This is a genomic window from Streptomyces sp. CNT360, from assembly GCF_000424785.1.
Genome location: NZ_AUKO01000041.1, coordinates 1 through 22,936, shown reverse-complemented (window position 1 = coordinate 22,936; position 22,936 = coordinate 1). Strand labels below are relative to the sequence as shown.

At 69.9% G+C, this 22,936-nt stretch carries 17 protein-coding genes and 1 pseudogene; 4 read left to right on the top strand and 14 right to left on the bottom strand.

Translation table 11 applies throughout. The features are described from left to right. Positions 1–434 precede the first annotated feature (434 nt). Complete coding sequence (locus tag H297_RS0125610; protein ID WP_037795446.1) at positions 435–701, bottom strand: hypothetical protein; 267 nt, start codon at positions 699–701, stop codon at positions 435–437. A gap of 1,060 nt (positions 702–1,761) precedes the next feature. Between H297_RS0125610 and H297_RS0125600 the strand changes: the two genes are divergently transcribed. Beyond that, positions 1,762–2,430 (top strand): hypothetical protein, encoded by a 669-nt coding sequence (locus tag H297_RS0125600; RefSeq protein WP_158693741.1) that lies wholly within the window; start codon positions 1,762–1,764, stop codon positions 2,428–2,430. Between the two features lie 810 nt (positions 2,431–3,240). Here H297_RS0125600 and H297_RS0125595 read toward each other — a convergent pair. From H297_RS0125595 to H297_RS0125585, 3 genes are all read right to left on the bottom strand, one after another. Next, on the bottom strand, positions 3,241–4,701 hold the full coding sequence (locus tag H297_RS0125595; RefSeq protein WP_027739376.1) for a TIGR00366 family protein: 1,461 nt from the start codon (positions 4,699–4,701) through the stop codon (positions 3,241–3,243). A gap of 14 nt (positions 4,702–4,715) precedes the next feature. Further along, on the bottom strand, positions 4,716–5,645 hold the full coding sequence (gene lhpI, locus H297_RS0125590; RefSeq protein ID WP_027739375.1) for a bifunctional Delta(1)-pyrroline-2-carboxylate/Delta(1)-piperideine-2-carboxylate reductase: 930 nt from the start codon (positions 5,643–5,645) through the stop codon (positions 4,716–4,718). Positions 5,646–5,730: 85 nt separating this feature from the next. Continuing rightward, the gene (locus H297_RS0125585) at positions 5,731–9,111 is read right to left on the bottom strand and encodes a molybdopterin-dependent oxidoreductase (RefSeq protein ID WP_037795444.1); all 3,381 of its coding nucleotides are present in this window, start codon (positions 9,109–9,111) and stop codon (positions 5,731–5,733) included. 204 nt (positions 9,112–9,315) lie between these two features. Here H297_RS0125585 and H297_RS0125580 point away from each other — a divergent pair, with 204 nt between their 5' ends. Further along, entirely contained in the window at positions 9,316–9,936 is a 621-nt protein-coding gene (locus H297_RS0125580; RefSeq protein ID WP_027739373.1) for a GntR family transcriptional regulator, read from the top strand. Positions 9,937–10,532: 596 nt separating this feature from the next. Here the strand turns inward: H297_RS0125580 and H297_RS0125575 are convergent. Then, positions 10,533–11,657, bottom strand: a complete 1,125-nt coding sequence (locus H297_RS0125575) for a zinc-binding dehydrogenase (protein WP_027739372.1) — start codon at positions 11,655–11,657, stop codon at positions 10,533–10,535. A 4-nt stretch (positions 11,658–11,661) separates the two neighbouring features. Continuing rightward, positions 11,662–12,198 carry a cupin domain-containing protein gene (locus H297_RS0125570; protein WP_027739371.1) on the bottom strand — a complete coding sequence of 179 codons (537 nt, stop codon included), beginning with the start codon at positions 12,196–12,198 and terminating at the stop codon, positions 11,662–11,664. 140 nt (positions 12,199–12,338) lie between these two features. Between H297_RS0125570 and H297_RS0125565 the strand changes: the two genes are divergently transcribed. Beyond that, on the top strand, positions 12,339–13,268 hold the full coding sequence (locus H297_RS0125565) for a LysR family transcriptional regulator (protein WP_158693740.1): 930 nt from the start codon (positions 12,339–12,341) through the stop codon (positions 13,266–13,268). Between the two features lie 41 nt (positions 13,269–13,309). Here the strand turns inward: H297_RS0125565 and H297_RS0125560 are convergent, their stop codons facing one another. The 5 genes from H297_RS0125560 to H297_RS38405 are packed head-to-tail and all read right to left on the bottom strand — an operon-like array spanning position 13,310 to position 19,033. Continuing rightward, positions 13,310–14,290 (bottom strand): hydroxymethylglutaryl-CoA lyase, encoded by a 981-nt coding sequence (locus tag H297_RS0125560; RefSeq protein ID WP_027739369.1) that lies wholly within the window; start codon positions 14,288–14,290, stop codon positions 13,310–13,312. Further along, positions 14,287–15,771, bottom strand: coding sequence for a tripartite tricarboxylate transporter permease (locus H297_RS0125555; RefSeq protein ID WP_027739368.1), 1,485 nt, complete (start codon positions 15,769–15,771; stop codon positions 14,287–14,289). Before H297_RS0125555 ends, H297_RS0125560 begins: the two co-directional genes overlap by 4 nt. Further along, positions 15,768–16,283 (bottom strand): hypothetical protein, encoded by a 516-nt coding sequence (locus H297_RS38410; protein ID WP_051352179.1) that lies wholly within the window; start codon positions 16,281–16,283, stop codon positions 15,768–15,770. The genes H297_RS0125555 and H297_RS38410 overlap by 4 nt, the downstream gene beginning before the upstream one ends. 58 nt (positions 16,284–16,341) lie before the next feature. Beyond that, positions 16,342–17,871, bottom strand: coding sequence for an aldehyde dehydrogenase family protein (locus H297_RS0125545; protein WP_078514604.1), 1,530 nt, complete (start codon positions 17,869–17,871; stop codon positions 16,342–16,344). Continuing rightward, positions 17,858–19,033, bottom strand: coding sequence for a CoA transferase (locus H297_RS38405; RefSeq protein ID WP_037795442.1), 1,176 nt, complete (start codon positions 19,031–19,033; stop codon positions 17,858–17,860). The genes H297_RS0125545 and H297_RS38405 overlap by 14 nt, the downstream gene beginning before the upstream one ends. A 310-nt stretch (positions 19,034–19,343) precedes the next feature. On the opposite strand from H297_RS38405, the pseudogene H297_RS38400 reads away from it, so the two are divergent. Continuing rightward, a pseudogene (locus tag H297_RS38400) lies at positions 19,344–19,833 on the top strand (transposase); the annotation flags it as partial. A gap of 151 nt (positions 19,834–19,984) precedes the next feature. Here H297_RS38400 and H297_RS38395 read toward each other — a convergent pair. The 3 genes from H297_RS38395 to H297_RS38385 all read right to left on the bottom strand — a co-directional run. Next, positions 19,985–20,920 carry an NAD-dependent epimerase/dehydratase family protein gene (locus H297_RS38395; RefSeq protein ID WP_486589664.1) on the bottom strand — a complete coding sequence of 312 codons (936 nt, stop codon included), beginning with the start codon at positions 20,918–20,920 and terminating at the stop codon, positions 19,985–19,987. Then, on the bottom strand, positions 20,917–21,522 hold the full coding sequence (locus H297_RS38390) for a dTDP-4-dehydrorhamnose 3,5-epimerase family protein (RefSeq protein WP_037795440.1): 606 nt from the start codon (positions 21,520–21,522) through the stop codon (positions 20,917–20,919). Before H297_RS38390 ends, H297_RS38395 begins: the two co-directional genes overlap by 4 nt. Before the next feature lie 5 nt (positions 21,523–21,527). Further along, positions 21,528–22,936: FAD-dependent monooxygenase (locus H297_RS38385; protein ID WP_158693739.1), on the bottom strand; the 1,409-nt coding region annotated here is incomplete at its 5' end.

Below are 22,936 nucleotides of genomic sequence, written 5' to 3'. Positions count from 1 at the left end.
TGCTCCGCAGACACGACGCGACGACGCTACGCGTCGTGAACACTGGCCCCTCCGGGGCCAGCCGTCCCCTCCGGGGACGAGGCCCCGGCCTCCGGCCGGTGCCACCGGGCCCGCTAGTCTTTGCAGTTAGCCTGTGCCCGGTCTGCGACCCGTCATGAGGCTGGCCTTGGTGCATGCCCCCTCCGGGGTCACGCACGGCTGGCTACAAAGAGAAGGTGCGGTGTCCGTCCGGCTCTCCCAGTATGCATAATGGGGTCGTTTTTGGATTTCGGAACACCCACCGAGAAGGGCATTCCCTGGCACCGAGTCAAGTATGCACGAATTGGTCGGAATTGGTATCACGGCACACCACCCTTGCGTTCCGGGGAATCGGTCTGTCAGGTCTGGGAACCACCGGGAAAGGAGCTTCTGATTTCAGCTCAGAAAATGTGCTGTCAGACGCGAGATTTTCGCGGGATGTCGACTTCCCATAATTTGAGAGAATTGGTGGAGTGGGGGCTGTAGACGGCTCGGCCGCCGGGTCCGAACCGGCCGATCTCGGTTATCAGGGCCGAGTCGTCGGCCAGCTCGGCCTCACTCTGGCCGGTGACATCGGGCAGCAGGTCATCGAGCGGGCCGCCCACCGATTCCCGGTAGGAGCGGCCAGGACGGGCGTAGTCGTCGTGGTCGCTGACATAGACCCGTCGGCGCGGCTGACTCATACACGGCAACATTCCACCCGGTACTGACACCGCCGCACAGGCCCCGCTGACGCCCGTGCGTGTCGCCGGGCCCCGGCAGCGGGCCCGGCGACACGCACGACACGCCATTGACCCGGCAAACGACACCACCTGTCACACCAAACGCCGGGCCCGGATATACAAGCCGCAGGTCAACCACCCAACAGCCAGGACAGCCCATGACGTTCCCGATGGCAAAACGATGACGCCCACCAGCCAGGAGCAACGCCCGTGCGGGCCCGCGCTCCACCTTCTACAGCCGGGGGTCACGCTGATCGACTTGCTCCGTGACGACGGCAACACGGCTGCCCTCGCAAGGTTCGACAGGTGGCTGGACCAGTGCACCTGGTCGGTGTACGCGGTGCGCCGGGTCTACATGCCCGGCCGGGGTTGCCGCCACTGGCACGGGAAGGGATGTGCGCGGGTGACGTGTCTGAGTCTGCTGGTGAAGGGGCAGGCGTGGTGCTCGGTCCGCTGCGAGTTCACCGGTTCCCGGACCGACGCGAGGTGGCTGCAGAGGGAGGCCGCCGGAATGGACTGCCCGGTAGTGACTGCCGGCGGTATCAGTCGGGCGCCGTTCCATGAGCTCGGTGAGGAGTACCCGGCCGCCGGGGGGGGGTGGCTTGTGGCTGCTCCGGCAGGAGTCGTCGACAAGGAGTGCCCCGGGTTCTGGGAACGCTGGGAGCAGGTGACGAGTGGGCTGTGGCGGCCCCCTCAGAGAGAAGGTCGTGGGGACGACAAGCGAAGGAGTTGACGGCCCGCCCCAGCGAGGGCGTTATTACTCCCGTCGCGTTTGCGGGAAGTGACGGCCGACGAGAGGCACCTCCGAGGAGGTGTCGGCCCAGGGCGGCAACCCCGACCGAACGTCCCGTCGACCGTCTGGTCCCAACCCGAGCAAGCCAAGAAGGCTGTTAAAGGAACCGCCTCCAGTTTAGGGGTTTTTGGCGCAGCCGCGGTACTCACAGATTGGAAGCTCACAGGAATGGCCGGAACCCCGCAGACCTGAATATATGAGGGCCGTACGGTTGTGACCCGCGCCTGGATGGCGCAGCATGCTGGGGTCAGCGAGGAAACCGTCAAATACTGGTACCGCAGTGCCCGGAAGGCGAGCGGCGGGCCGAAGCCGCCACCGGTCAAGCTGACGATCGACCGCGTCGGCTACTACGACCAGTTCGCTTACGAAAAGTACCTGGAGGACCGGGAGGCCGCGAAGCGGAGCAGGGTGACGCTCACCGACCCGGACCTGTACGAGGGCGCCCCTGACGACCTGATCGACATCAACACCGCGGCGCGCTACTTCCACTACAAGGACGCGTCGGTGATCCGTAGCTACCGACGTCTGCACCCCGGATACTTCCCGGAGCCGGCCGGGACCGTGGAGGGTCCCAGCGGGAAGCAGATCCCCGCCTTCCGCCGTGGCGATCTCATCGACTTCAACAAGCACCGCGATGGGGACAACACCGGCGCCGCCGGCAAGCCCCCCGGCACGCCGAGCGCCACCGCCGGACGGCGCTGGCCCTCCACCGAGCACCGCGTCGATGTCGCCCACCGGTACATGGTCGACCTCGGCGGGTGGCGGCACGGCGCCGCGGCCGAGCTCGTCCGGCGTGCGGGTGAGCCGGTCAAGTCCTGGGAACGCGCGGTCACGGAAGCCCGGCGCAAGGTCGAGCAGCACACGGACGAGGACCAGCTGCCATTCGAGAAGCAGTGAGCCAGGTTCCTGCCCCGTCGCTTCCGGTGGGTGCGGTCTCACGTCCCGCAGCGCGGTGATGGCCAAGACGTCCCGCGCGGGGTGCTGGAGGCGAGCGAGCGGGGCACTGATGGATCGGCGGAGGAGCCGTACCCGCTTGCCCGGAGGGGCAGGGTGTGGGCGATCATGGGGGCCGGTAGGGTCGCGTCGGCGACCCTGGTTCGCCACCGGGACACCTGTGGCGGCACAGGTGGGCAGCCATCCACACTTCCGGACACCGTCCCTCGAAGAACGTGAGAGCGGCCTTGTGGCTGCGGTCCTCCGGCCGGTCGCTGGTCGCCTTGCTCCTGGCCCTCTGCTGCGTGGCGAACGCTTCCGGCGTCGTCCCGGACGGCGGGGACGCCGACGAACAACTCGCCTGCGCTGGCTGGGTCATGGCCTTCCAGGTCTACTATGCGACCGCCTGCGTCCTCAGCAGGGCCTACTCCAGGAGGAGACGCGGTCGTGGTGAGGATCGACAACCGGGTGCCCGCCCGGCCATGACGGGCAGCAGCAGTCGCTGGCCGAGCCTGCGCTCGGCGGCCAACGGCCTGCGAAGGCCTCCGTTCCCGGAGAACCGTTTCGACGCCGACGCCGGTCCTACCTGATTGCCCGATCTGTTGGCCGAGCGGAGCCGGTCGGCTGCTGGTCGGCGGGCGCCCGTAGGACGTCTTGCTGTAGGAGCGCCCGCCCTTGAGCATCTCCTCGTGTCCACGCAGTGCTAGGAAATGCCGTCGAGGCCCACTGCTGCGGTTCCGACGGGTGTCATGGGATTGCCGGGAGGGCTGCCCGTCAGGGCGCTGCGGGGGGTGTGTAGCCGAGGGTGTATGACAGTGCGGTGAGCAGGGCGAGCATGAGGGGGGCGAGGAAGAGGAACTGGAGGAAGGTGAAGCCGACGATGTGGCGTGCGCGCAGTTTCAGGATGCCGAGGAGTGGCAGCATCCAGAAGGGGTTGATGAGGGTCGGAAGTGTTTCGGCGGCGTTGTAGACCTGTACGGTCCAGCCGAGGTTTTCCTTCAGGCCGTTGGCTGCATCCATCACGTAGGGGGCTTCGATCAGCCATTTTCCGCCGCCGGATGGGATGAAGAATCCGAGAACGGCGGAATAGACGGTGACGACCATGGGGAAGGGCGCGGCGGAGGAGAGCGTGGTGAACGCCTGGGTGAGGTAGTCGGCCACCGAGTCGCCTGCGTTGTTGGTTGGCCGGGTCAGGACGGCGGCGATCGCTGCGTAGACGGGGAACTGGATCAGTACGCCGCTGGTGGCGGGTACGGCTCGTGCTACGGCGGTGAGGAAGCTGCGGGGGCGCCAGTGCAGCAGCATTCCCAGCATCAGGAAGAGCAGGTTGTAGGTGTTCAGTCCGGAGAGGGCCACGAGTGGGTCCGAGCTGGCGAATTCCTGTACGGCCCAGCCCACGCCCAACGCCACTACCAGGACGGTGAGTAGGGGGCTGTACTCCAGCCACTCCCCCGGTCGCGAGCGGGGTGGCAGTCGCTCGTCCTCTTCGGTGTCGAGATCCACTCCCAGGGAGCGGGCGCTGCGTACCTGCTCGCCTCGTGGTGCGGAGAAGTGGGCGATGGTGACCACTACGGGGATGAGGATCGCGGCGAGGAGCAGGGACTGCCACAGAAAGATGGTGTCCCGGAAGGGAATGACTCCGGTGATGGGCATGAGGTGGTCGGGGATGCTGTCGGGGTTGGCCTGCAGCTGCGCGGCTGACGAGCTGAGGCCCAGGGACCATACGCTGCCCAGTCCCATGAAGGCGGCGGCTCCGGCGGCCCGGTAGTCGAGGTGCAGTTCGTCTCTGCGGGCCATGCGGCGTGCCAGGAGGCCGGCGAAGATGAGGCTGAAGCCCCAGTTCAGCAGGGCGCTGAAGGTGCTGACGGTAGCGATCAGTGCGACGGCTCCGGGGCCGCTGGCCGGCCGGTCGGCGATGCGGGCGATCACTGCGCGGGCCGCTGGTGCGGTGGCGACTACATAGCCGCCGATCGCGACGAAGGCCATTTGCATGGTGAAGGGGATCAGGTCCCAGAATCCGTTGCCGAATTCGCGGGTGACGGCGGCCGGGGAAGCGCCGATGGACAGTGCTCCGGTCGTCACGACGACGAGCGCTATCAGTGCGAAGACGAATGCCTCGGGGAACCATTTTTCGGAGAAGTTCGAGGTACGGACCGCTAGGCGGGAGAGTGCTCCGGTCTCTTCGTCTCCCGTCTGGGTCTCTTCCTGGCGGGCTGCGGTCTCTTTCGAAGCCATCAGTATCCCTTTGGTCAGGTTCTCGTGTAGACGGTGGCGGCCGCGATGAGGTCGGTCAGGCCGGTGCCGACAGTTTTGAAGACGGTGATCTCGCCGGTTTGCCGGGGCCGGGAGTCGGGCACCGCGCAGAGCTGGGCGAGGTCGGGGTGGATGTCCTCCTTCTTCAGTGTTCCGTCGGCGAGGGCGGTGACGATTTCTCCCGACTCGGTGAGGGCGACGGGGTGATCGGCGAATACGGTGGCGCGGGACATCAACGCGGAGTCGGCTTCGCGCAGTTCGGGCCGGAAGCTGCCGATGAGGTCCAGGTGGGTTCCTGGGGTCACCCACTCTCCTAGGATGACGGGTTGGCGGGCCAGGGTGGCCGTGGTGATGATGTCTGCCCGGCTGACCGCCGTCGGCAGGTCGCTCACTGCGAGCGCGTGCGCGCCCCGTTCGTTGAGGGAGTCCGCGAGGGCCTCGGCGGCAGCCGGGTTGTGCGGGTCGGCGACGAGTGTGGTCTCGATTCCGCCGCGCACGGCATGGTAGGCGTCGTGGACCGCGCTGCCGATGTGGCCGGTTCCGACGATCAGGTGGACGCGTGAGTCTTTCCGCGACAGCAGCGAAGCGCCGAGTGCCGCGGTGGCGACTGTACGCCGGCGGGTGAGTTCGCCTCCGTCGATGAGGGCCAGGTGCTTGCCGGTCTCGCCGTCTGCGAGGACATAGGTGGAGGACAGGGCCGGCAGACCGCGGGCCGTGTTCTGGGGGAAGACGTCCACGAGCTTCACGCCCAGGAACTTCCGGTTCCAGGCGGGCATCACCAGGAGTGTGGCCTCGTGGCCGGAGCCCAAGGAGTAGTGCTGCCGGGGTGGCACGGTGGCGTCGAGGGCCATGCCGGAGCGCAGCGCGGGAATGAGGACGTCGTAGTCCAGTCGGCTCGCTGTTTCGTCGGCGTCGAAGTGCTGCACTGTGCGGTTCTCCTTGGGTTGTTCGTGTCGTTCGGGGGGATTCGGGGCGGGTTTTTGGGTCGGGTCTCCCGGGGTGTGCGCGGGGTCAGGCGTCCAGGACGATGTCGGTCGTGGGGACGGCCTGGCAGGTCAGGCAGGTGTCCTGGGTGTCGGGCGGGTCCGTGAGGTGGGCGACGGAGCCCGAGAGCAGCCGCACCGCGCAGCTCTCGCACTGCCCCACGCGGCAGCCGCTGGGCAGGCGCAGCCCGCTTCGCTGGGCGAGATCGAGCAGCGGGCCGTCCTGTGGGCGCCAGGTGAGGGTGGAGCCGGAGGCACGGAAGGTGACCTGGTGGTGGGTGTTCCCGGCTGGCAGCTGGATGGCGGGGGGTGTGAATCTTTCCGTGAAGATCTCGAAGCGCGGCACTCCGCGTGCGAGGAGTCGGTCGCGGACTTGGCGGATCATCGCGTCGGGGCCGCACAGGTAGAAGCGCGCCCTGTCGTCGATGTCGGCCTGGTCGACGGCGTCGGCGTTGACGCGTCCGGGATGTTCGTAGTCGCGGCCCAGCACGTCGTCGGGGCCGGGGCGGCTCAGGTGGCGGACCAGTCGCAACCGGGGTGTGCTGCGGGCGAGGTGTTCGATCCGGGGTCCGAAGGCGATGTCATCGCCGCCGCGGTCTCCCTTGTGGACGGTGATGCGCGGGCCGTCGCCGGCCTGTTCGGTGACGCGGGCCAGCTGGCTGAGGAAGGGGGTGATGCCGATCCCTGCGGCCATGATCACGATGGGGAAGGGTGGGTTGACGGGCAGCGTGAAGGTGCCCGAGGGCGAGCCGAGGGTGACGGTGTCGCCCACACGCAGCACGGTGTGGATGTGCGTCGAGGCGGCCCCGCCCGGCTGGAGACGTACGGCGATGGTGTGTTCCTGGCCGGGTGTGCTGGTGAGGGAGTAGGACCTGCGGATCTCGGCTCCCACCGCGGCGTCCTGCCGGGCTCCGTCGAGGGTGACTTCGACGTACTGGCCCGGCCGGTGGGCGGGGCAGGGTCCGCCGTCGGCGGGGCGGAGCCGCAGTTCGATCACTCCTTGTCCGCGCGGGGTCATCTCGCGGACGACGAATTGCCGTTCGCTGTCTCGTATGCTGTTTCGGGGGGCGGGGTCCGGCCACACGTCGCAGGGGACTCCGCGCATGTGGAGCGATCCGCTCACGGGGTCGGCGGGGTCGGCGGATACGGCCGCGTTGAAGTTGGTGTCGCCTTCGACCGGGTCGGCTCCGGGCAGGCCCAGTTCGGGAGAGGCTTCCCACCAGCCGTATTCTGCGACGACGACGCGTGGGGCGAGGTCGGCGGTGATGACGGTTCGCATCCGGAAGGTGCCGTGCGCCGTGGTGACTCTTGCCCAGTCCCCGTGGGACAGCGCGCGGTCGGCGGCCAGTTGTGGCGCTATGTCGATGGTGGGTTCCGGGTGCTTGCGTCGCAGTGAGGAGACGGCGCGGTGCTGGCTGTGGCAGAAGTAGCCGTTCTTCGCGCTGGTGAGCACGTAGGGCAGGGGCTCGGGCGGGGCGGGTCCGGCGTCGGGTGCGCCCGGGTGTCCTGCCCTGGCCAGGCGGGCGGAGTACAGCTCGACGCGGCGGCTCGGGGTCGCGAATCCGGTGACGGTGCCGTCGGCGTGCTCCTGGGCGTACTTGCGGTACTCGGTGCGCAGGGGGAAGCGGATGCCCTCGGGGGCGTTGCGCAGTTGCGCGGTCGTGAGGCCGGTGGGGGCGAGCACGTGGTTCCATGCGGCCTCGATGTCCCCGTCGAAGAAGTCGGGGCCCAGTCCCAGGCGGCAGGCCAGGTCGAAGACGATTTCCATGTCCGAGCGTGATGCGCCGACCGGTGGCACCATCCGCTGGCGCAGCTGCACCAGCTCCTGGGCGCTTTCGTCGATCTCGAATCCGACTTTGAGTGCCTCGCGTTCCCAGGGGCTGTTCACGGGGAGCACGATGTCGGCCAGTTGTGCTGTGGGGTTCATGAACAGGTCGCAGTGCACCTGGAAGTCGAGGGTGCGGAGTGCTGCGCTGCCCCGTTGTGGTTCTGGTTGGGAGACGAGGAGGTTCGCGCCGAATCCCACGAGCGCCCGGACACGGTACGGTTCGTGATCGAGTGCGGCGTTGTACAGGTCGTGGCTGGTCACCCATCCGGTGGCGGGCGGCCCGAGGGGCCGCTGGCGCAGTCCGAGGGTCTTGGCCCGCTGTTCCTGGTCCATCTCGTCAAGCGAGGTGATGGCGTTGACGGGGATCTTGGGCAGGACGACGTTGCCGCCCGCCTCGTCGTAGCAGCCCTTGAGGGCGTAGAGCGTGGCGATGGCGCGCTCGGTCTGTGTCGCGTTCTCGTGCTGGCCCACGCCGGTCCAGGAGTGGTAGGCGACGGTGCGCGCTTCCGCGAAGTCCTCTGCGAAGGCGAGCAGTTCGCCCTCGTCGATCCAGGTGTACCGGGCGGTTCTGGCGAGTGTCCACGGCTCGCACGCCCGGGCGTAGAGTTCGAACGCGGGATGTGCCCGTACCCGCTGTCCGTCCAGGAGGGTGAGGGTGAACTCGCCGCGCAGTGCGAGGTTTTCGGGGCGTTTGGCACGCGCCCTGGTGTCGTAGCTGCGGGTACGGCCGTCCGTGAGGTCCCAGACGACGAAGTCCTCCTCCCCCGCGTCGGCCGCCACCTCCCGTGCGGTGAGTGGTTCGCCGGTGTCCTCGCGGATGAGCAGGGGTCCGTTGGTCCAGGAGCGCACGAAGTCCGCGTCGTAGCGCTCGGTGCGCAGCATGTGCCGGGCCACGCCGAGAGCCAGGGCCGCGTCCGCTCCGGGGCGGATCCGCATCCAGTGGTCGGCGTCCCGGGCGCTGGTCGAACGCCGCGGGTCGACCACCGCGATACGGGCGCCTCGGTCCTTGCCCTCGCGCAGGGCGACGGCTTGGGAGAGCCAGGTCTTGGCCGGGTTGTGGCCCCACAGCACGGCCAGGTCCGTCGCGCGGTAGTCGGCGGTGGGCTGTGCGCTGCCGAATGTGAAGGTGTGCGCGAAGTCCTTGTGCCAGTTGCAGATCTCCGTGGAGTAGCAGGTGTTGGAGGCGCCTAGGCGCCGGATGAAGCGCTCGACCCACTCGATGGAGTCCGACATCGGGGTCCCGCTGGGTGAGGTGACGGCGAAGCCGATCGCCTCCGCGCCGCTCTCCGCCCGGATCGTGCCGAGCCGTTCAGCGACGGTCGCCATCGCCTCCTCCCATCCGATCTCCACCCAGCCGGGGTCCTCGGCTCCTTTGGGGCGGGTACGGCGTAGGGGCACGGTGAGTCTGCGTGTGCTGTGCGCGATCTCGGGCGCCGCTCGTCCCTTCGGGCAGAGCGCGGTGCCGGTCGGATGGCCCGGGTCGGGCTCGACTCGCGTCATACGACCGTCCTCGACGGTGTAGACCGCGCCGCAGCGGGACCGGCACAGCGTGCAGTATCCGCGCTTCTTCTCAGCTGGCACGACGAGATCCCTTGCGTACGGAGACGGGGGAGTTACGGGAGAGGGGGACGGGGGCGACGTTCGACCGTGAGCCTGGTGACCGGTAAGCGATTACCGTTTAGCGATGCCCGGTAGTATGCGAACACCGGAAATCGGGTGTCAAGGTTTCTCTCACGGAGCGGACACGGAGCAGACCAAGGAGGGCCGTTGCACCGGCTGGAGCACGTGAGCCTGCGGGAGCAAGCGTTGACGATCGTCCGCCAGGCGATCGTCTCGGGCGAGATCGGACCGGACGAGATCTATTCGGCATCCGCGCTGGCGAGCCGTCTGGGCGTGTCCAACAGCCCGGTCCGCGAGGCCATGCTGACCCTGGTCAACCAGGGCATCCTGGAGCCGGTGCGCAACCGGGGATTTCGCATCGTGCCCATCAGCGAACACGATCTCGACGAGATCGGCGAGATGCGGCGCATGCTGGAGGTCCCCGGGATCGTCGCGCTGATCGACCGCGCCGACGATGAGGACATCGAGGCCCTCCGCCCCGTCGCTGCCGAGATCGAGACGGCCGCACGCGCCGGAGACGTCCCCGTCTTCCTGGACGCCGACCGCCGCTTCCACCTGGGCCTGCTCGAACTGGGCGGCAACACACGGCTGGTGCAGACTGTGGCTCAACTCCGCGACCAGACCCGGCTCTACGGCGTCAACACCCTGGCCGAACGGGGGATCCTCCAGCAGACGGCCCCCGAGCACTTCGAGCTGCTTGACGCGCTGCTGGCCCGCGATCCCTCCCGCGCCGAGGACGTCATGACCTGCCATCTCGATCACATCCGGGGCGAGTGGGCCGGGTAGAGGAGCGATACGGCTGCGCAACCGGACCGCGTCACCAGGTGCCGGACGCGCCCGAGCGCCCCCGCACGGGCCGGGCCCGCGCAGCGCGCGCCTGCGCCGCTGTTATGGACTCCCGCGCGAGCGGCGCCGCCCCCTGCGTCCCCGTCGGGCTCAAGACCGCCACTCCCCCGTCGGCCCGGCCGACTGACCGCCCGCGTCCGCCCCGAACCCCGCCGGCGCAGGCGCCCCGTCTCCGGCGGGAGCCCCCGGCCAGGTTTGGGACGCTCGCTGATGTCACCGCGTTGCTCGCCGACAGCAGTCCCGCGAAGACCGAACCAGCACGTTGATTCCCTGCGAGCCCTTACACCGCTCATGTGACAGACCCGGAAACTGCTGGGGCTCCGAGGACGTCCGGGAAGTGCTCTTCTGCCCTCGCCGAGCCGTCCGAGTGGGGGTCGGGGAGCATGTGGTGCGGGTGCTTCGGGAGCGTCAGGTGGGGATCGTCCGCCGAGTGCAACTCGTCGATGACGAGGAGGATGAGGAGCCGATGGGCCGCGCAGCTTGTGTGGCGCCGGCGGGCGCCTCCCGGGTGCGCGGCCCACCGTGGTGCCGGCCGGTCAGGCGCCGTTGCCCGGCCTGATGACGGGCTTGATCTCGTCCATCGCGCGCATGGCGTTCATGGCTTCGGCGATCCCGTCGAGACCGTACGTCCTGCCGAACAGCTTTCCCCAGTCGAAGCGGTCCTGGTAGCGGTCCAGCAGTTGCATGGCGGTGTGGTAGTCGCCGATCTCGCCGCTCATCGAGCCGCGTACGGAGAGGCCCCGCGAGACGATCGTCGCGACGTGCACCGGCTGCGGCGGGCCGCCCAGGGTGCCCATCACGACATACCGTCCGTTGCGGGCCATCATCTGCACCCCCTCGCCCACCACGCCCGGAGCGCCCGCCAGCTCGAACGCCACCGACGCTCCACGCCCGGTGATGCCCATGACCTCCTCGAGACGGCCTGCGGGGTCGGCTGCGGGGTCGACGAGGACAGTGTCGGTGGCGCCCCACTCACGGGCCAGCTCCAGCCGGTCCGCGGGTCCGCCGACGACGACCAGCCGACGCGGGTCGTGGAGGGAGAGGAGCGCGGTGGCGAACAGGCCGAGCGGCCCTGCGCCCTGGACCACGACGGTGTCGTCCTGATCGACGGGACCGGCGACGGACAGGGCGCGCACCACGGTACGGAGTGCGCAACTGCCCGCCGACGCCCAGGTGGACTCGACCCCGTCCGGTACGCGTATGCGGCCCGCCTCGGGCCGGACGATGCCGTATTCGGCGAAGGTGCCGGTGAAGTGCGGTGGCGCCGAACAGTCGTTGAGGTAGGCGATGTAGCGCCGGGAGCAGAGCACGGGTTCCCGTTCGACGGTGCACTCGTGGCATTTGCCGCAGGGGGTGTGGGCCCAGACCACGCGGTCGCCGACGCTCAGCTCCTGCCCCACGCTGTCGTGTTCGGCGCCCCGTCCGATCTGCGTGATGCGTCCGGTCATCTCGTGCCCGAGGATCAACGGCAGGCTGATCGGCAGGACGCCCGCGAGGTGGCCCTGCCAGGCGTGGACGTCCGAGCCGCACACGGTGGCCACGTCGATCTCCACGACGAGGCCGCCCGGCTCGGCCTCGGGCCTCGGGTACTCCTCGACCTCGAAGCCGGCACCGTAGTCCCGCAGCACCGCCGCGCGGCCCCTGGTCTTCGTCGTTGCCATGGATTCAAGCCTCCCGTTGTGCGCCGACGAGCACGAAGAGCATCTCGACGGGTGCATTGGTGCGGTTCGTCCAGCTATGGGCGGTGCCGTTCTGTACGACGGTGTCACCTGCGCGCAGTACGTGTTCACCGCCGTCGGTGAGTCCGAGCACGACCTCGCCGGAGAGTACGATCGCCAGGTCGGTGGTATCGGAGGTGTGCATACCCGGCTGGTCGTCCCGGTAGGTCTCCAGGAGCCCGGGGAAGGACCTGCGCGCGTGGGCCAGGGCCTCGGCGGAGGCCGCTTCGTCCGGTACCGGCGCGTCGGCGGGCGGCAGGGTGAAGGACACGAAACGGAAACCGCCCGGCGGCGGGAAGTGCTGTTGCCAGGCCGGTTCGGAGCCGCCGTCCGGATACGTCCGGGTGCCGTCGGCGCCCCACAAGTACAGCATCTCCACGCCGGGCAGCCCCGGCGAGGTGCGGGGTTCCACGACGGTGTCGCCGACGACGGTCGAGGTGTCGCCCTCGGTGTGTCCGGTGACGATCCTGCGGCGTTTCGGCATGCGTGACTCCTTGTTTCCTGGTGTGGCGCGGCTCACTTTATGCCGTTCCACATGCATCCACACTGCACAATTTGCAGCTATTGTTGCCCTGGCCGCATCAATGGGGAGAGGTGGGCGTCGTGCTGGGTCCGGGTCCTGAGGTGAGCCTCCGCGATCTGCGTCTCGTCCTGGAACTGGCCGAGCGGCGCAGTTTCACCGAGACAGCGGAGGCCGTCCACCTCTCGCAGAGTGCACTGAGCCGCGCCGTCAACGACGCGGAGCGCCGAGTGGGCGCACGGCTCTTCACCCGTACGACCCGGTCGGTGACGCCCACCCCGGTGGGAGAGCAGTTCGTACGGACGGCGCGGGAGCTTTTGGACCACCACGAGCGGCGGCTGCGCGAGTTCGCGCTGTACCGGGACGGACTCGCCGGCGTCGTGCGGCTCGCTACGCTCCCCTCGGTGGCAGCTACCGTGCTCCCGTCCCTGGTGGCTGCCGTGAAGAGGGACACACCGGACGTCTTCGTGGACATCGACGACACCCTGGCGCACCTGGCGATCGAGCAGTTGCTGGCCGGACAGGTGGACTTCGCCATCACCGTGGATGACGACCTGCCGGACGGAACGGAGTTCACACCGATCGCGGCCGACCGGTTCCAGGTCGTCTTCCGCCGTGACCACCGTTTCCACGGCCGGGAGAGCGTCACCTGGCGGGAGTTCGCCGCCGAGCCGGTGGTGATGTTCGGCAGCGCCAGCAGCATCCGTACGCTGACCGACACCACCCTCACCGGACTCGGCGCGGCCCCCGAGCCGAGTGCCGAGGCGCAGAACATCGCGGTGATCGCAGGGCTGGTCGCGGCCGGTCTCGGGGTAGCGGCGGTTCCCTCCCTGGTGATTCCTTTGATGGGGTTCGCCGCGCTGGAGGCCGTGGACCTCTGCGAGCCCTCCGTCGACCGGACGCTCGGACTCGTCTCGGTGCCTCGACGGCCCGTCTCCCCCGCCGCGGCCGGGTTCGCGGAGACCGTACGGACGCTGGCCTCGGATGTCTCCGGGCCGGGGTGGCCAGACGGTGTGCGGCACGCATCCCGCTGACACGGGCCCCAGCGGCATGCGCCCAGCCACCGAGGCGCTCGTCACTTCAGCCCGTCCAGCCCGAGGGCGCGGGCCACCCGGGACGGTGGCCGGCCCAGGAGCCGGGTCATCCGCTCGCCCGTTTCGGCCACGGCGCGCAGGTCGGCGCCCGTCCTGATGCCGAGCCCTTCCATCATCCACAACAGGTCCTCCGTAGCGAGGTTGCCGGTGGCGGAGCCGGCGAACGGGCAGCCGCCGATGCCGCCCGCCGAGGCGTCGAAGCAGGTCACACCCCCCAGGAGGCCCGCGTGGACGTTGGCGAGCGCCTGGCCGTAGGTGTCGTGGAAGTGCAGGGCAAGCTTGTCGGGGCCGATCCCGGCCCGTACGTGTGCGTCGAGCAGCGCAAGGACGTGCCCGGCGGTGCCCACACCGATGGTGTCGCCGAGGGACACCTCGTAGCACCCGGCTTCCAGCAGCCTGTGCGTGGCCGGTACCACGGCGTCCGGTGCGACGGTCCCCTCCCACGGATCGCCGAAGCACATCGACACATAGCCCCGCACCGTCATGCCGGAGGCGCGTGCCTTTGCCGTGACCTCGGCTGCTGCGGCGAGGGCTCCCGCCACGGTGGTGTTGAGGTTGCGCCCGGCGAACGCCTCCGTCGCACTGACGAAGACGGCTACCGCGCGGGCCCCGCACTCCCTGGCGCGTTCCAGGCCGCGCAGGTTGGGGACCAGGACCGGGTACGGTTCCAGGCCGTCACCGCCATCAACGAGGCCGCCAGGACCCGCGAGCTTGTCCAGCACCTCCGCCGCGTCCGCGAGTTGGGGCACCCAACGCGGTGAGACGAAGCTGGTGGCCTCCACCGGGCCGAGCCCCGCCGCGCGCAGCTCGCGGATGAACCTCACCTTGTCAGCGGTGGGCACGGTCGCCGCTTCCGCCTGGAGGCCGTCGCGCGGGCCCACTTCGTGGACGGCGACCCGCGCGGGCAGGCCTGCCGCCGGGTGGACGGCGGGCAGGGTACGCGCAGGGCTGCTGCGGGTCATGAGAGCATCACCGGAACGGTCAGGACGGACACGTAGTACGCCATGCACTGCACACCGGCGTGCATGCCCACCGCGCGGCTGAGCGTGCCGCCGACCAGGCCGACCGTGAGCATCACGAAGACACCCCACAGGCCGCCCTCGTACAGCGCGACGACGAGGACGAGGCCGGTGAAAGCGCCGATCACGGCCTCGTGGCTGAGCTTTCCCGCCACCAGGAGCGCGGCCTTGCGGGCGTACTTCATCGTCAGCGGGTAGGCCACCAGAGCGGCCAGGACGACACCGATGAGACCGTAGAGAAAGAACTCCGGAGCCGTCAGCAGCGTATGGAGGTTGTGCGTTGCCTCGCCGTCTCCACCGACCGTGTAGACCGGCGGTGCGTTGAACAGCGGCGCCGCTGCGCCCGCAGCGATCGGGCTCAGCGGGATTCCCACCGCTACGAGCGGGATCAGCGTCTCGGCGAGGTAAGTGGAGTCGGTGACGCCGTTGCGTACGGAGATCACCCGGGTCAGCCGCTGATAGGCCTGGGAGACCCGCGCACCCACGATCTCGCCGACCACGACGGCCATCGCCAGCGGGCTGACGACGAAGGTCAGGCTGGTCGCGGTGGCCGCGACGGCGGTGGTCCCCGCTTCTTTACGGGTCAGCACCGTCATCGGGTTCGGCATACTCGCTCCGCCTCGCCGCTTGCGGCGCCGGGTGGGTTTGCCGGATGCCCCGTGTCCGGCGGACGCACCGGAGGCGACCGGCTGATCCGGGGCGCCCTGCCCGCCCGGCTCACTTTGCTCGTCCGGCTCCCGCGCGATCCAGGACGTCGGCCGCCGGTCGCGCAACAGCCCGCGCCGGGTGACCGGGGACAGCAGACCGACGAGGTCGACGATCATCGGTCCGATGGCGAGACCGACGAAGAAGCTGATCGAGAGCGTCTTGCCCGTCTGCTCCTGCACGAGCGCGTTGACGCCGGTGATCATGACGGTGAGCGGCACCAGTGCGAGGACGGAAGCCCAACGCCCCCGCGAGAGGCAGGCGACCCCGACTGCGATCACCGGGAAGAGGTACGGCACCACCTTCTGGAGCGGCTCCGCAACCGAGGCGAGCGCACTGGCTGCGAGGACCGAAACGGGTACGGCGATGAGGGCCGACAGCAGTGCGGCGGTGACGGCCTTGCGCAGAGCGATGTGCGGTGCGCCGAGCCGACGCAACGCGTTCGCTTCGTCCATCAGCGCGATCGCCATGGTGTCGCCGGGGATCCCGAGCAGTGTGGTCGGGACAGCGTGCGTCATGTGCTTGGCGGTGGCCGCCGCGATGAAGAACGTCAGCACACCGGCGGGCGGTACGCCGAGCAGGACCACGGCCAGCGTCAGCGGGGCTATCGTCGCGGTCTCGTCCGTCCCCGATATCAGCCCGAGGAACGCGAAGATCACCGCACCGGCCAGGCCGGCGGCCAGCGCGACCAGCACCGTGTGGAGGAACTCGCCGCTCATCCGCCGCTCCTGGCAGGTGCGCGACCGGTGCGCTTGTCCTCGACTGCGTCATCCGCCCCTGCCGCGCCGGCCGCCCCGCCCGCGCACTCCTGCTCCGCTTCGAGGAAGAGTTCCTCCAGCCCCTGCCTTCGCAGTTCGGCGCGCTCGCGCGGGCTGAGGCTCTCCAGGGAGCCGAGACCACCGGCCTCGCTCAGCTCGCGCAGGATCCGGCGCTGTTCCCCGGCGGCGTCCGCCCCCAGTTCGGTGATGACGCGCTGCGGCTTGTAGAGCTTGGCCACCACAGCGCCGACGCCCAGGCAGGCCACGATGCCGACGACCATGGCGTACGTACGGGACAGGTCCTGATTGCTGACCGCGGCGCTGAAACCGGCTTCGGCCAGCAGGAACGCGGGGACGGCGACGACGACGGCGAACAGCACCGCGACCCTCACGCCGCGTTCGTCGACGACGTCTCCCCACACCTCGACGAGCTGCCGGCCCTCTTCGGGGGTCGCCCCGGACACGTCCCTCATCAGTGTTTCCTTCCCTCGCACGGCATCGGGCTCAGGGTGCGGACGCCGCCGCTCGCCGTCAGTTGTCCAGATCGATGAAGAGAGTGCGCGGGTGGCTGTACTCGCGCAGGGACTCGACGCCCTTCTCCCGGCCGTAGCCGCTGTCGCGTACGCCGCCGAAGGGCAGTTCCACACCGCCGCCCGGGGCGTACCCGTTGACGCTGACCTGCCCCACATGCAGGCGGCGTGCCGTGCGCAGGGCGCGGTCGATGTCGCGGCACCAGACCGCGGCCGTCAGCCCGTACCGGCTGTTGAGCGCCGCGGCGACCGCGGCGTCGTCCGAGTCAACGGACGTGACGGCGAGCACCGGCCCGAAGACCTCCTCGGCGAAGAGTTCGCTGTCCTGCCGCACACCGTCGAAGAGCGTCGGTGTGACGAAGAAGCCGGACAGGCCGTCCGCGCCCGTGGCACGGGCCTTGAGGGTGGCTCCGTCGGCCTGGGCGCGTGCGATGAAGCCGCGCACCCGCTCTGCCTGCTTCTCGCTGATGACCGGACCGACCGTGGGGTCGTCGAGGCCACAGCCGAGCACGGCGTGCTCGAAGACGGCGGCCAGGCGGCGGACCAGGTCGGCGCGCAGCGACTCGTGGACGAGGACGCGGGTGCCGGCGGTGCAGGTCTGGCCCGCGTGCAGCAGCAGGGCACGCGCGATGACCGGGGCGGCGCGGTCGAGATCCGCGCCCTCCAGCACGAGGTGGGCCGACTTGCCGCCCAGTTCCAGCAGTACGGGCCGCCCTCGCTGTGCGCACACACCGGCGACGGCGCGCCCTGTGGCGACGGAGCCCGTGAAGGAGACATGGTCGATGCCGGAGTGGGAGGTGAGTGCGGTGCCCGCAGCCGCTCCGCCCGGCAGTACGTTGAGCACACCGGCCGGGAAGCCCGCCTCTGCGGCGAGCGCGGCGTAGCGCAGGGCGACGAGCGGGGCCTCGTCGGCGGGCTTGACGACCGTCGCGTTGCCCGCGGCCAGGGCGGCTCCGACAGAGCGGGCTGTGATCTGGGCCGGGTAGTTCCAGGGGATGACATGCCCGGTCACACCGTGCGGCTGCCGCTCCACCATGGCGAGCGCACCGGTGCCCAACGGCACGGTGTCGCCGAGGAACCCTTCGACGACCGAGCCGTAGAACTCGAAGTACCGGGCCGCGGCGCCGATGTCGGCCTTCCCCTGGGCCAGTGGTTTTCCGGTGTCGCGGGTCTCCAGCCGCGCCAGGGTCTCGGCGTCACGGCGTACGAGGGCACCCAGTCGCCGGAGCAGGGTGCCGCGCGCACCGGGTGCGAGACCGGCCCAGCCTTCGGCGGCCTCGCGTGCCAGGGTCACGGCGGCGTCCACCTCCCCGGCGGTGGCGGTACCGACGCGAGCCAGCGGCTCACCCGTCGCCGGGTCGAGCGTGTGCGCCCACTGCTCCGGCTCCCGCTGCGAGCCGCCGACATGGTGGGGCAGGTCGATGCCGATCGGGGTTTCATGGCCTTCGAGGTAGGGGCGGAGTGCGTCGTTCGTCGGGGCGCCGCCGGATGTGTCGGCGGGAGCTTCGGTGACGGTTTCAGTGGGAGACATGTGCGTCCTTGGGAGACGGTGACGGGGGGTCGGAGACCTCGGCCAGTATTTCTTCGGTGTGTTCGCCCACCCCGGGCGCCCGTCCGAGGCGGCCTGTCCCGTTGCTGCTCAGCGGCGAACGGGCGAACAGCGCGCCTTCGTCCTCGACGAGGCCGAGCGCCGCGGTCTGCTCGCTGCGTGCCGCCTCGCCGACCTGCCGGACGGGGGCCGCGAGGACGCGGTGGGCGCGCAGACGCTCGACAGCGTCCGCGGTCTCGAGGCGGGTCAGCGCCCCTTCGATCACCGCTTCCAGCGCCGTACGGTCCTCGACGCGGCCCGCGTTGCCGGCCCACTCGGGCCGGGACAGCTCCTGCTCCAGGCCCAACGCGGTCGCCAGCCGCCGGAACATCGTGTCGTTGGTGGCCCCCATGACGATGTGCCCGTCGCGGGTGGGGAAGGCGCGGTAGGGCACGATCGACGGATGGGCGCTGCCCCAGGCGCGCGGCACGCCGCCGCCCGCGGACTCCGAGGCGATGACGGTGCCGAGCACGCTGACCGCCGTCCCGTAGAGGGACACCTCGACGTGCCGCCCCATGCCGGTGCGGGTCCGCTCCAGGAGGGCTGCGAGGAGTCCGTTGACGGCGGACAGGCCGGTGGCGAGGTCGATCATCGCCACGCCGAAACGCACCGGCTCACCGTCGGGGAGGCCCGTGATGCTCATCAGGCCCGACTCCGCCTCGACGATGACCTCGGTGCCCGCGTAGGAAGCCATCGGGCCCGTCGAGCCGAATCCGGTGATCGACGCGTAGACAACGTGCGGGGCCAGCTCGGCCACCCTGTCGGGGCCGATACCGAGCCGGTCGCTCACCCCGGGGCGGAAGTTCTCCACGACCACGTCGCTGGTCCGGATCAGACGGTCGACGACGGCCCGGTCGTCCTCGACCGTCAGGTCGAGGACGACGCTGCGCTTGCCGCGGTTGACCGCGTGGAAGTAGGCGCTCGACTCGTCGACGAAGGGAGGCCCCCAGGCGCGGGTCTCGTCACCCGCCCCCGGCATCTCCACCTTGACCACGTCCGCGCCCAGCTCGGCGAGCCCCATCGTGGCGTAGGGGCCGGCGAGCACCCGCGTGAAGTCGAGGACGCGGATTCCGTCGAGCGGGCGGAAGGCAGTGGGCCCGGTCATGCGGGTTCAGCGGGGCAGTGCACGGATCGTTCCTCCATACGGCGGCGGAAACAGAGGTACTGCTGGAGCACCCGTTGGGCTCTGCTCACCAGCACCAGGGACACTAGGAGGCCGCATTGATGATCCGCACACTTCAGTTTGCATTCGTTGATGCGTCATACGCATATCCGGGTTGCTTGCTGCCTTCTCCGCCCTTTCTCCGGCCAGGCTGCCCTGCCTTCTTCGGACTGATCGCTGAAGGAGACGCCGCGTGGTTGTCCGGTGGCGCCGCCCCCTCACCGGACACCATCCCCCTAGCCTGCGAACCTTTCCGGTCGTGACCGTCGGCGGCCGCCGCTCGGGGCGCCTGCCGGTGGCCGGGCCGATCGGCATGCGGCCCGGTTCCCGGCCCGCCTGTGCCATCGTCTGCGCACCCCTCGGACGGGCAAAGCACGCGTCGCAGCATGGGCGAGCGGGACTTCATCGCGCTGATCGACGGCGTCCACCAGAGCGTCACGGCGCCGGTCGTGCTGGTGTGGGACCGGCTGAAGACCCATGTCTTCCCCGCCATGCGCGAGCTGATCGCCGGGCGTGGATGGCTGACGGTGTTCCTGCTGCCCGCGTACCCACCCGACCTCAACCCCGTGGAGTGGGTACGGGCGCACGCCCAACACGGCATGGCCAACCGCGCCGTCGTCGCCCTCGACCGACTCGAGGCCCTCGTACGCCACAGGCTCCAGCGCCTTCAGTACCGGCCAGACACCCTCGCCGGCTTCATAGCCGGCACCGGCCTGGCCCTCGGCGGTCCACAGTCACCCTGACGAGCCGACGTCAGTGAATTGTCAGACCCCACAGTGGTGACCGTGGAGTCTTCCCTCCGGTGTCCGTGTTCCGGGCTGTGGGCCCGGAACGCGTTTTGAGGCTTTTGAGGCTGGTGCAGGCCGTTCGGCTCGGAGTGGCGCCCGGGCGGGCTCACCCGCGTGCCGGTGTCTTGGTGTCATCGGGGTGCGGGCGTACCGTTTCCCACATCGCGCGCATGGAGTCCTCCAGAGAGTATCCGGGTCGCCAGCCGAGCACTTCGCGGGCACGCGTGCTGTCCACTCTGATCCAGTCGGCGCCTTCGCTGGGCACGGCTCCGCGGCGGATGCGTACCGCTTCCCGGGGATGTCCGGCGGCGTCGACCAGCGCCTCCACCAGCGTCTTGATGTCCCGGGCATGGCCGCTGCCGATGTTGAAGACGCCTGCGGCCGTGTCGGCTGCGGCGGCGCGCACTACGGCGTCGGCGGCGTCACGGGAGTCGAGGTAGTCCCGTTGTGCGTCGGCGACCGTCAGTTCGGGCACTGCGGCCGGATCGTCCCTGAGCCGCTGCGCCAGACCGCCGAAGAAGCTCTCCCCTGCCGGGTGGGGGCCGATGGTGTTCGTCAGCCGCAGGACCGCGGCGTCCACGTGGCCGGCCCGTGCCGCGTCCAGGACGAGCCGTGTGGCGCGCAGCTTGGAGCGGGGGTAGGGCTGTCGCGGGTGGGGGTGTGCGGTCTCGTCGACGGCGGTGCCCGGGGGGACCGGTCCGTACTCGTGGATCGTGCCCAGCTGCACCATCCGCGGTGCGCGTGGCATCGTGCGCAGCGCGTCAAGGAGGCGGCGCACCAGGTCGACGTTGACGGGTATCAGTTCCTGGCCCCAGGCCAGGGTCGCGTTGACCAGGGCTGTCACTTCTTCGGCGGTCAGGATCTGCGCCCACTGCCGGCTGGTGAGGTTCGCGGCGTCGAGTGCCAGGAAGCGGTGCGGGTGCACGCACGGGGCTGGCCGCCGGGCGACGGCGACGACGTCCCAGCCGGCGGCCGTGAACGCTGCCGTGATCTGGCGGCCCATGCATCCTGTGGCGCCCAGGACGGCGACTCGTCCCTTCACGGGCCGGGTTCCGGGCCGACGGGGCGCCGCGAGCAGTCCTCGTATCGGGGCAGCATCCCCGCCGCTCGGGCCTGCGCCAACGGGACGGCGGCTGTGTCCCGTTCGGACAGCAGGAAGTCGATGCCGTTCGGCCAGGGCAGGCCGATCGACGGGTCGAAGGGGTCGATTGCCTGTTCCAGTTCGCGCCGGTAGGCGGTTGTGACGAGGTAGGACATCACCGTGTCGTCCTCCAGCGCGAGGAAGGCGTGGCCCACTCCGTCGGGGATGTAGACCGCCCGGTAGGACACCGCGTCCATCTCGACGACGTCCCACTTGCCGAAGGTCGGCGAACCGGTCCGGATGTCGACGACGGCGTCCAGGGCGCGGCCTCCTGCGCAGTACACGTACTTGGCCTGGCCCGGGGGTGCCGTGGTGAAGTGCAGTCCGCGCAGCACGCCGCGCGCGGAGCGGCTGTGGTTGGTCTGGGCTGTCACGAACCGCTCCCCGACGGCCGCTGTGAAGGCCTCTTCTTGGAGCGGGGAGACGAACAGGCCCCGCGCATCGGTGTGGATGTCCGGTTCGAACTCGATGCAGCCCTCGACCGCGAGTCTGCGTGTGCGCACGGGTCTTATCCCCTCGTGGAGTCGTGGACGGTTCCGGGCAGGCCGGGTTCGCCCTGGGCGGGGGCGCCGAACCACCGGCGCAGTGCGCGTTCCAGGTCGGCGAGCACCTCCTCGCGTGGTATGCCGTCGCCGGGGTCGGCCCAGGCGACGTGGCCGTCCGGCCTCACGAGCAGGGCCGGCCCTTCTTCGGCCCGTACTGCGGGGGCACGGTGTGCCCAGGCCTGGGCGAGTCGGGCGGCGTCGGTGCCGCGTGGCAGGACCACCGCGCCGCGGCCGGCGCGCAGTACCCGGCGCAGGCCCTTGCCGACGGACTCGCTGACCGGGGGGTACGGCCGGCCGACGAGGTCGTGGGTGTAGCGCACGTCGAGGTCGTAGCGCACGTCGAGGCCTGTCATCTCGTGGGCGAGCCGGCTGTTGACCTGTGGCAGGGCGAGCAGTTCGGACATCATTTCGCGCAGCGGGTCGACGTTCTTGTCCGGCCGCATCAGCATCAGCTGTACCCGCGTCTCTCTGAGCACGCGCTCGGCGACGGGCCGGCGCTCTGTGCCGTAGCTGTCCAGCAGCCGCGGTGGTGCCCATCCGACGACGGTGCCCGCCAGTTTCCAGCCCAGGTTGACCGCGTCCTGGAGTCCGAGGTTGAGGCCTTGGGCGCCGATCGGGAAGTGCACGTGGGCTGCGTCGCCGGCGAGGAGTACGCGGCCGTGGCGGTAGGTGTCGGCGAGTCTGGTGGTGTCGGTGAAGCGGGAGAGCCACCGGGGGTTGTCCATCTGGATGTCTGTTCCGGTGATACGCCGCACGGTGCTGCGCAGTTCGTCGAGGGTGACGGCGGTGCGCTCCGAGGAGGGCTCGGGGGGCGCGAACTCGGTGGTGAGGATGCGTGTCACCCCCGGTTGCAGGGAGATGGCCATCAGCAGGCCCTGGGAGGTGCGCATGGTGCCTGGTACCCCGTTGGGCAGCTGCCCCGGGTCGGCCAGCTCCACGTCGGCGAGCAGGGCCCGGACTGTCGGGTCGGAGCCGCTGAAGCCGATGCCCGCGAGCTTGCGCACGCTGCTGCGTCCCCCGTCGCAGCCGGCCAGGTAGGAGCAGCGCAGCTGGTATGTTGCGCCGTCGGCCTCGATGTGGCAGGTGACGCCGGAGGGTGTGGCGTCGATGTCGGAGACGTTGTGGCCGCGCCGGATCTCCACGCCGGAGTCGAGTGCGTGCTTTTCCAGCAGTTCCTCGGTGCGGGCCTGCGGGATGAGCAGCGCGTAGGGGTGCTCGTTGGTCAGGTGTTGGAAGTCCAGCAGCGGTTCCAGGCCGGCGAAGTGCGCCTTGGGCCAGGTGCGGTTGCCGTCGGTGAACTGTGCGAGCAGTCCCCGCTGATCGAGGATGTCCAGCATTCTCGCCTGCATCCGGAAAGCCCTGGAGTGGCTGG

Excerpts from the sequence above, each read along its gene's own strand:
- H297_RS0125610 (WP_037795446.1), bottom strand. The coding sequence starts at position 701 with ATGAGTCAGCCGCGCCGACGGGTCTATGTCAGCGACCACGACGACTAC.
- H297_RS0125600 (WP_158693741.1), top strand. The coding sequence starts at position 1,762 with ATGGCGCAGCATGCTGGGGTCAGCGAGGAAACCGTCAAATACTGGTAC.
- H297_RS0125595 (WP_027739376.1), bottom strand. The coding sequence starts at position 4,701 with ATGGCTTCGAAAGAGACCGCAGCCCGCCAGGAAGAGACCCAGACGGGA.
- H297_RS0125575 (WP_027739372.1), bottom strand. The coding sequence starts at position 11,657 with ATGGCAACGACGAAGACCAGGGGCCGCGCGGCGGTGCTGCGGGACTAC.
- H297_RS0125570 (WP_027739371.1), bottom strand. The coding sequence starts at position 12,198 with ATGCCGAAACGCCGCAGGATCGTCACCGGACACACCGAGGGCGACACC.
- H297_RS0125560 (WP_027739369.1), bottom strand. The coding sequence starts at position 14,290 with ATGACCCGCAGCAGCCCTGCGCGTACCCTGCCCGCCGTCCACCCGGCG.
- H297_RS0125555 (WP_027739368.1), bottom strand. The coding sequence starts at position 15,771 with ATGAGCGGCGAGTTCCTCCACACGGTGCTGGTCGCGCTGGCCGCCGGC.
- H297_RS38410 (WP_051352179.1), bottom strand. The coding sequence starts at position 16,283 with ATGAGGGACGTGTCCGGGGCGACCCCCGAAGAGGGCCGGCAGCTCGTC.
- H297_RS0125545 (WP_078514604.1), bottom strand. The coding sequence starts at position 17,871 with ATGTCTCCCACTGAAACCGTCACCGAAGCTCCCGCCGACACATCCGGC.
- H297_RS38405 (WP_037795442.1), bottom strand. The coding sequence starts at position 19,033 with ATGACCGGGCCCACTGCCTTCCGCCCGCTCGACGGAATCCGCGTCCTC.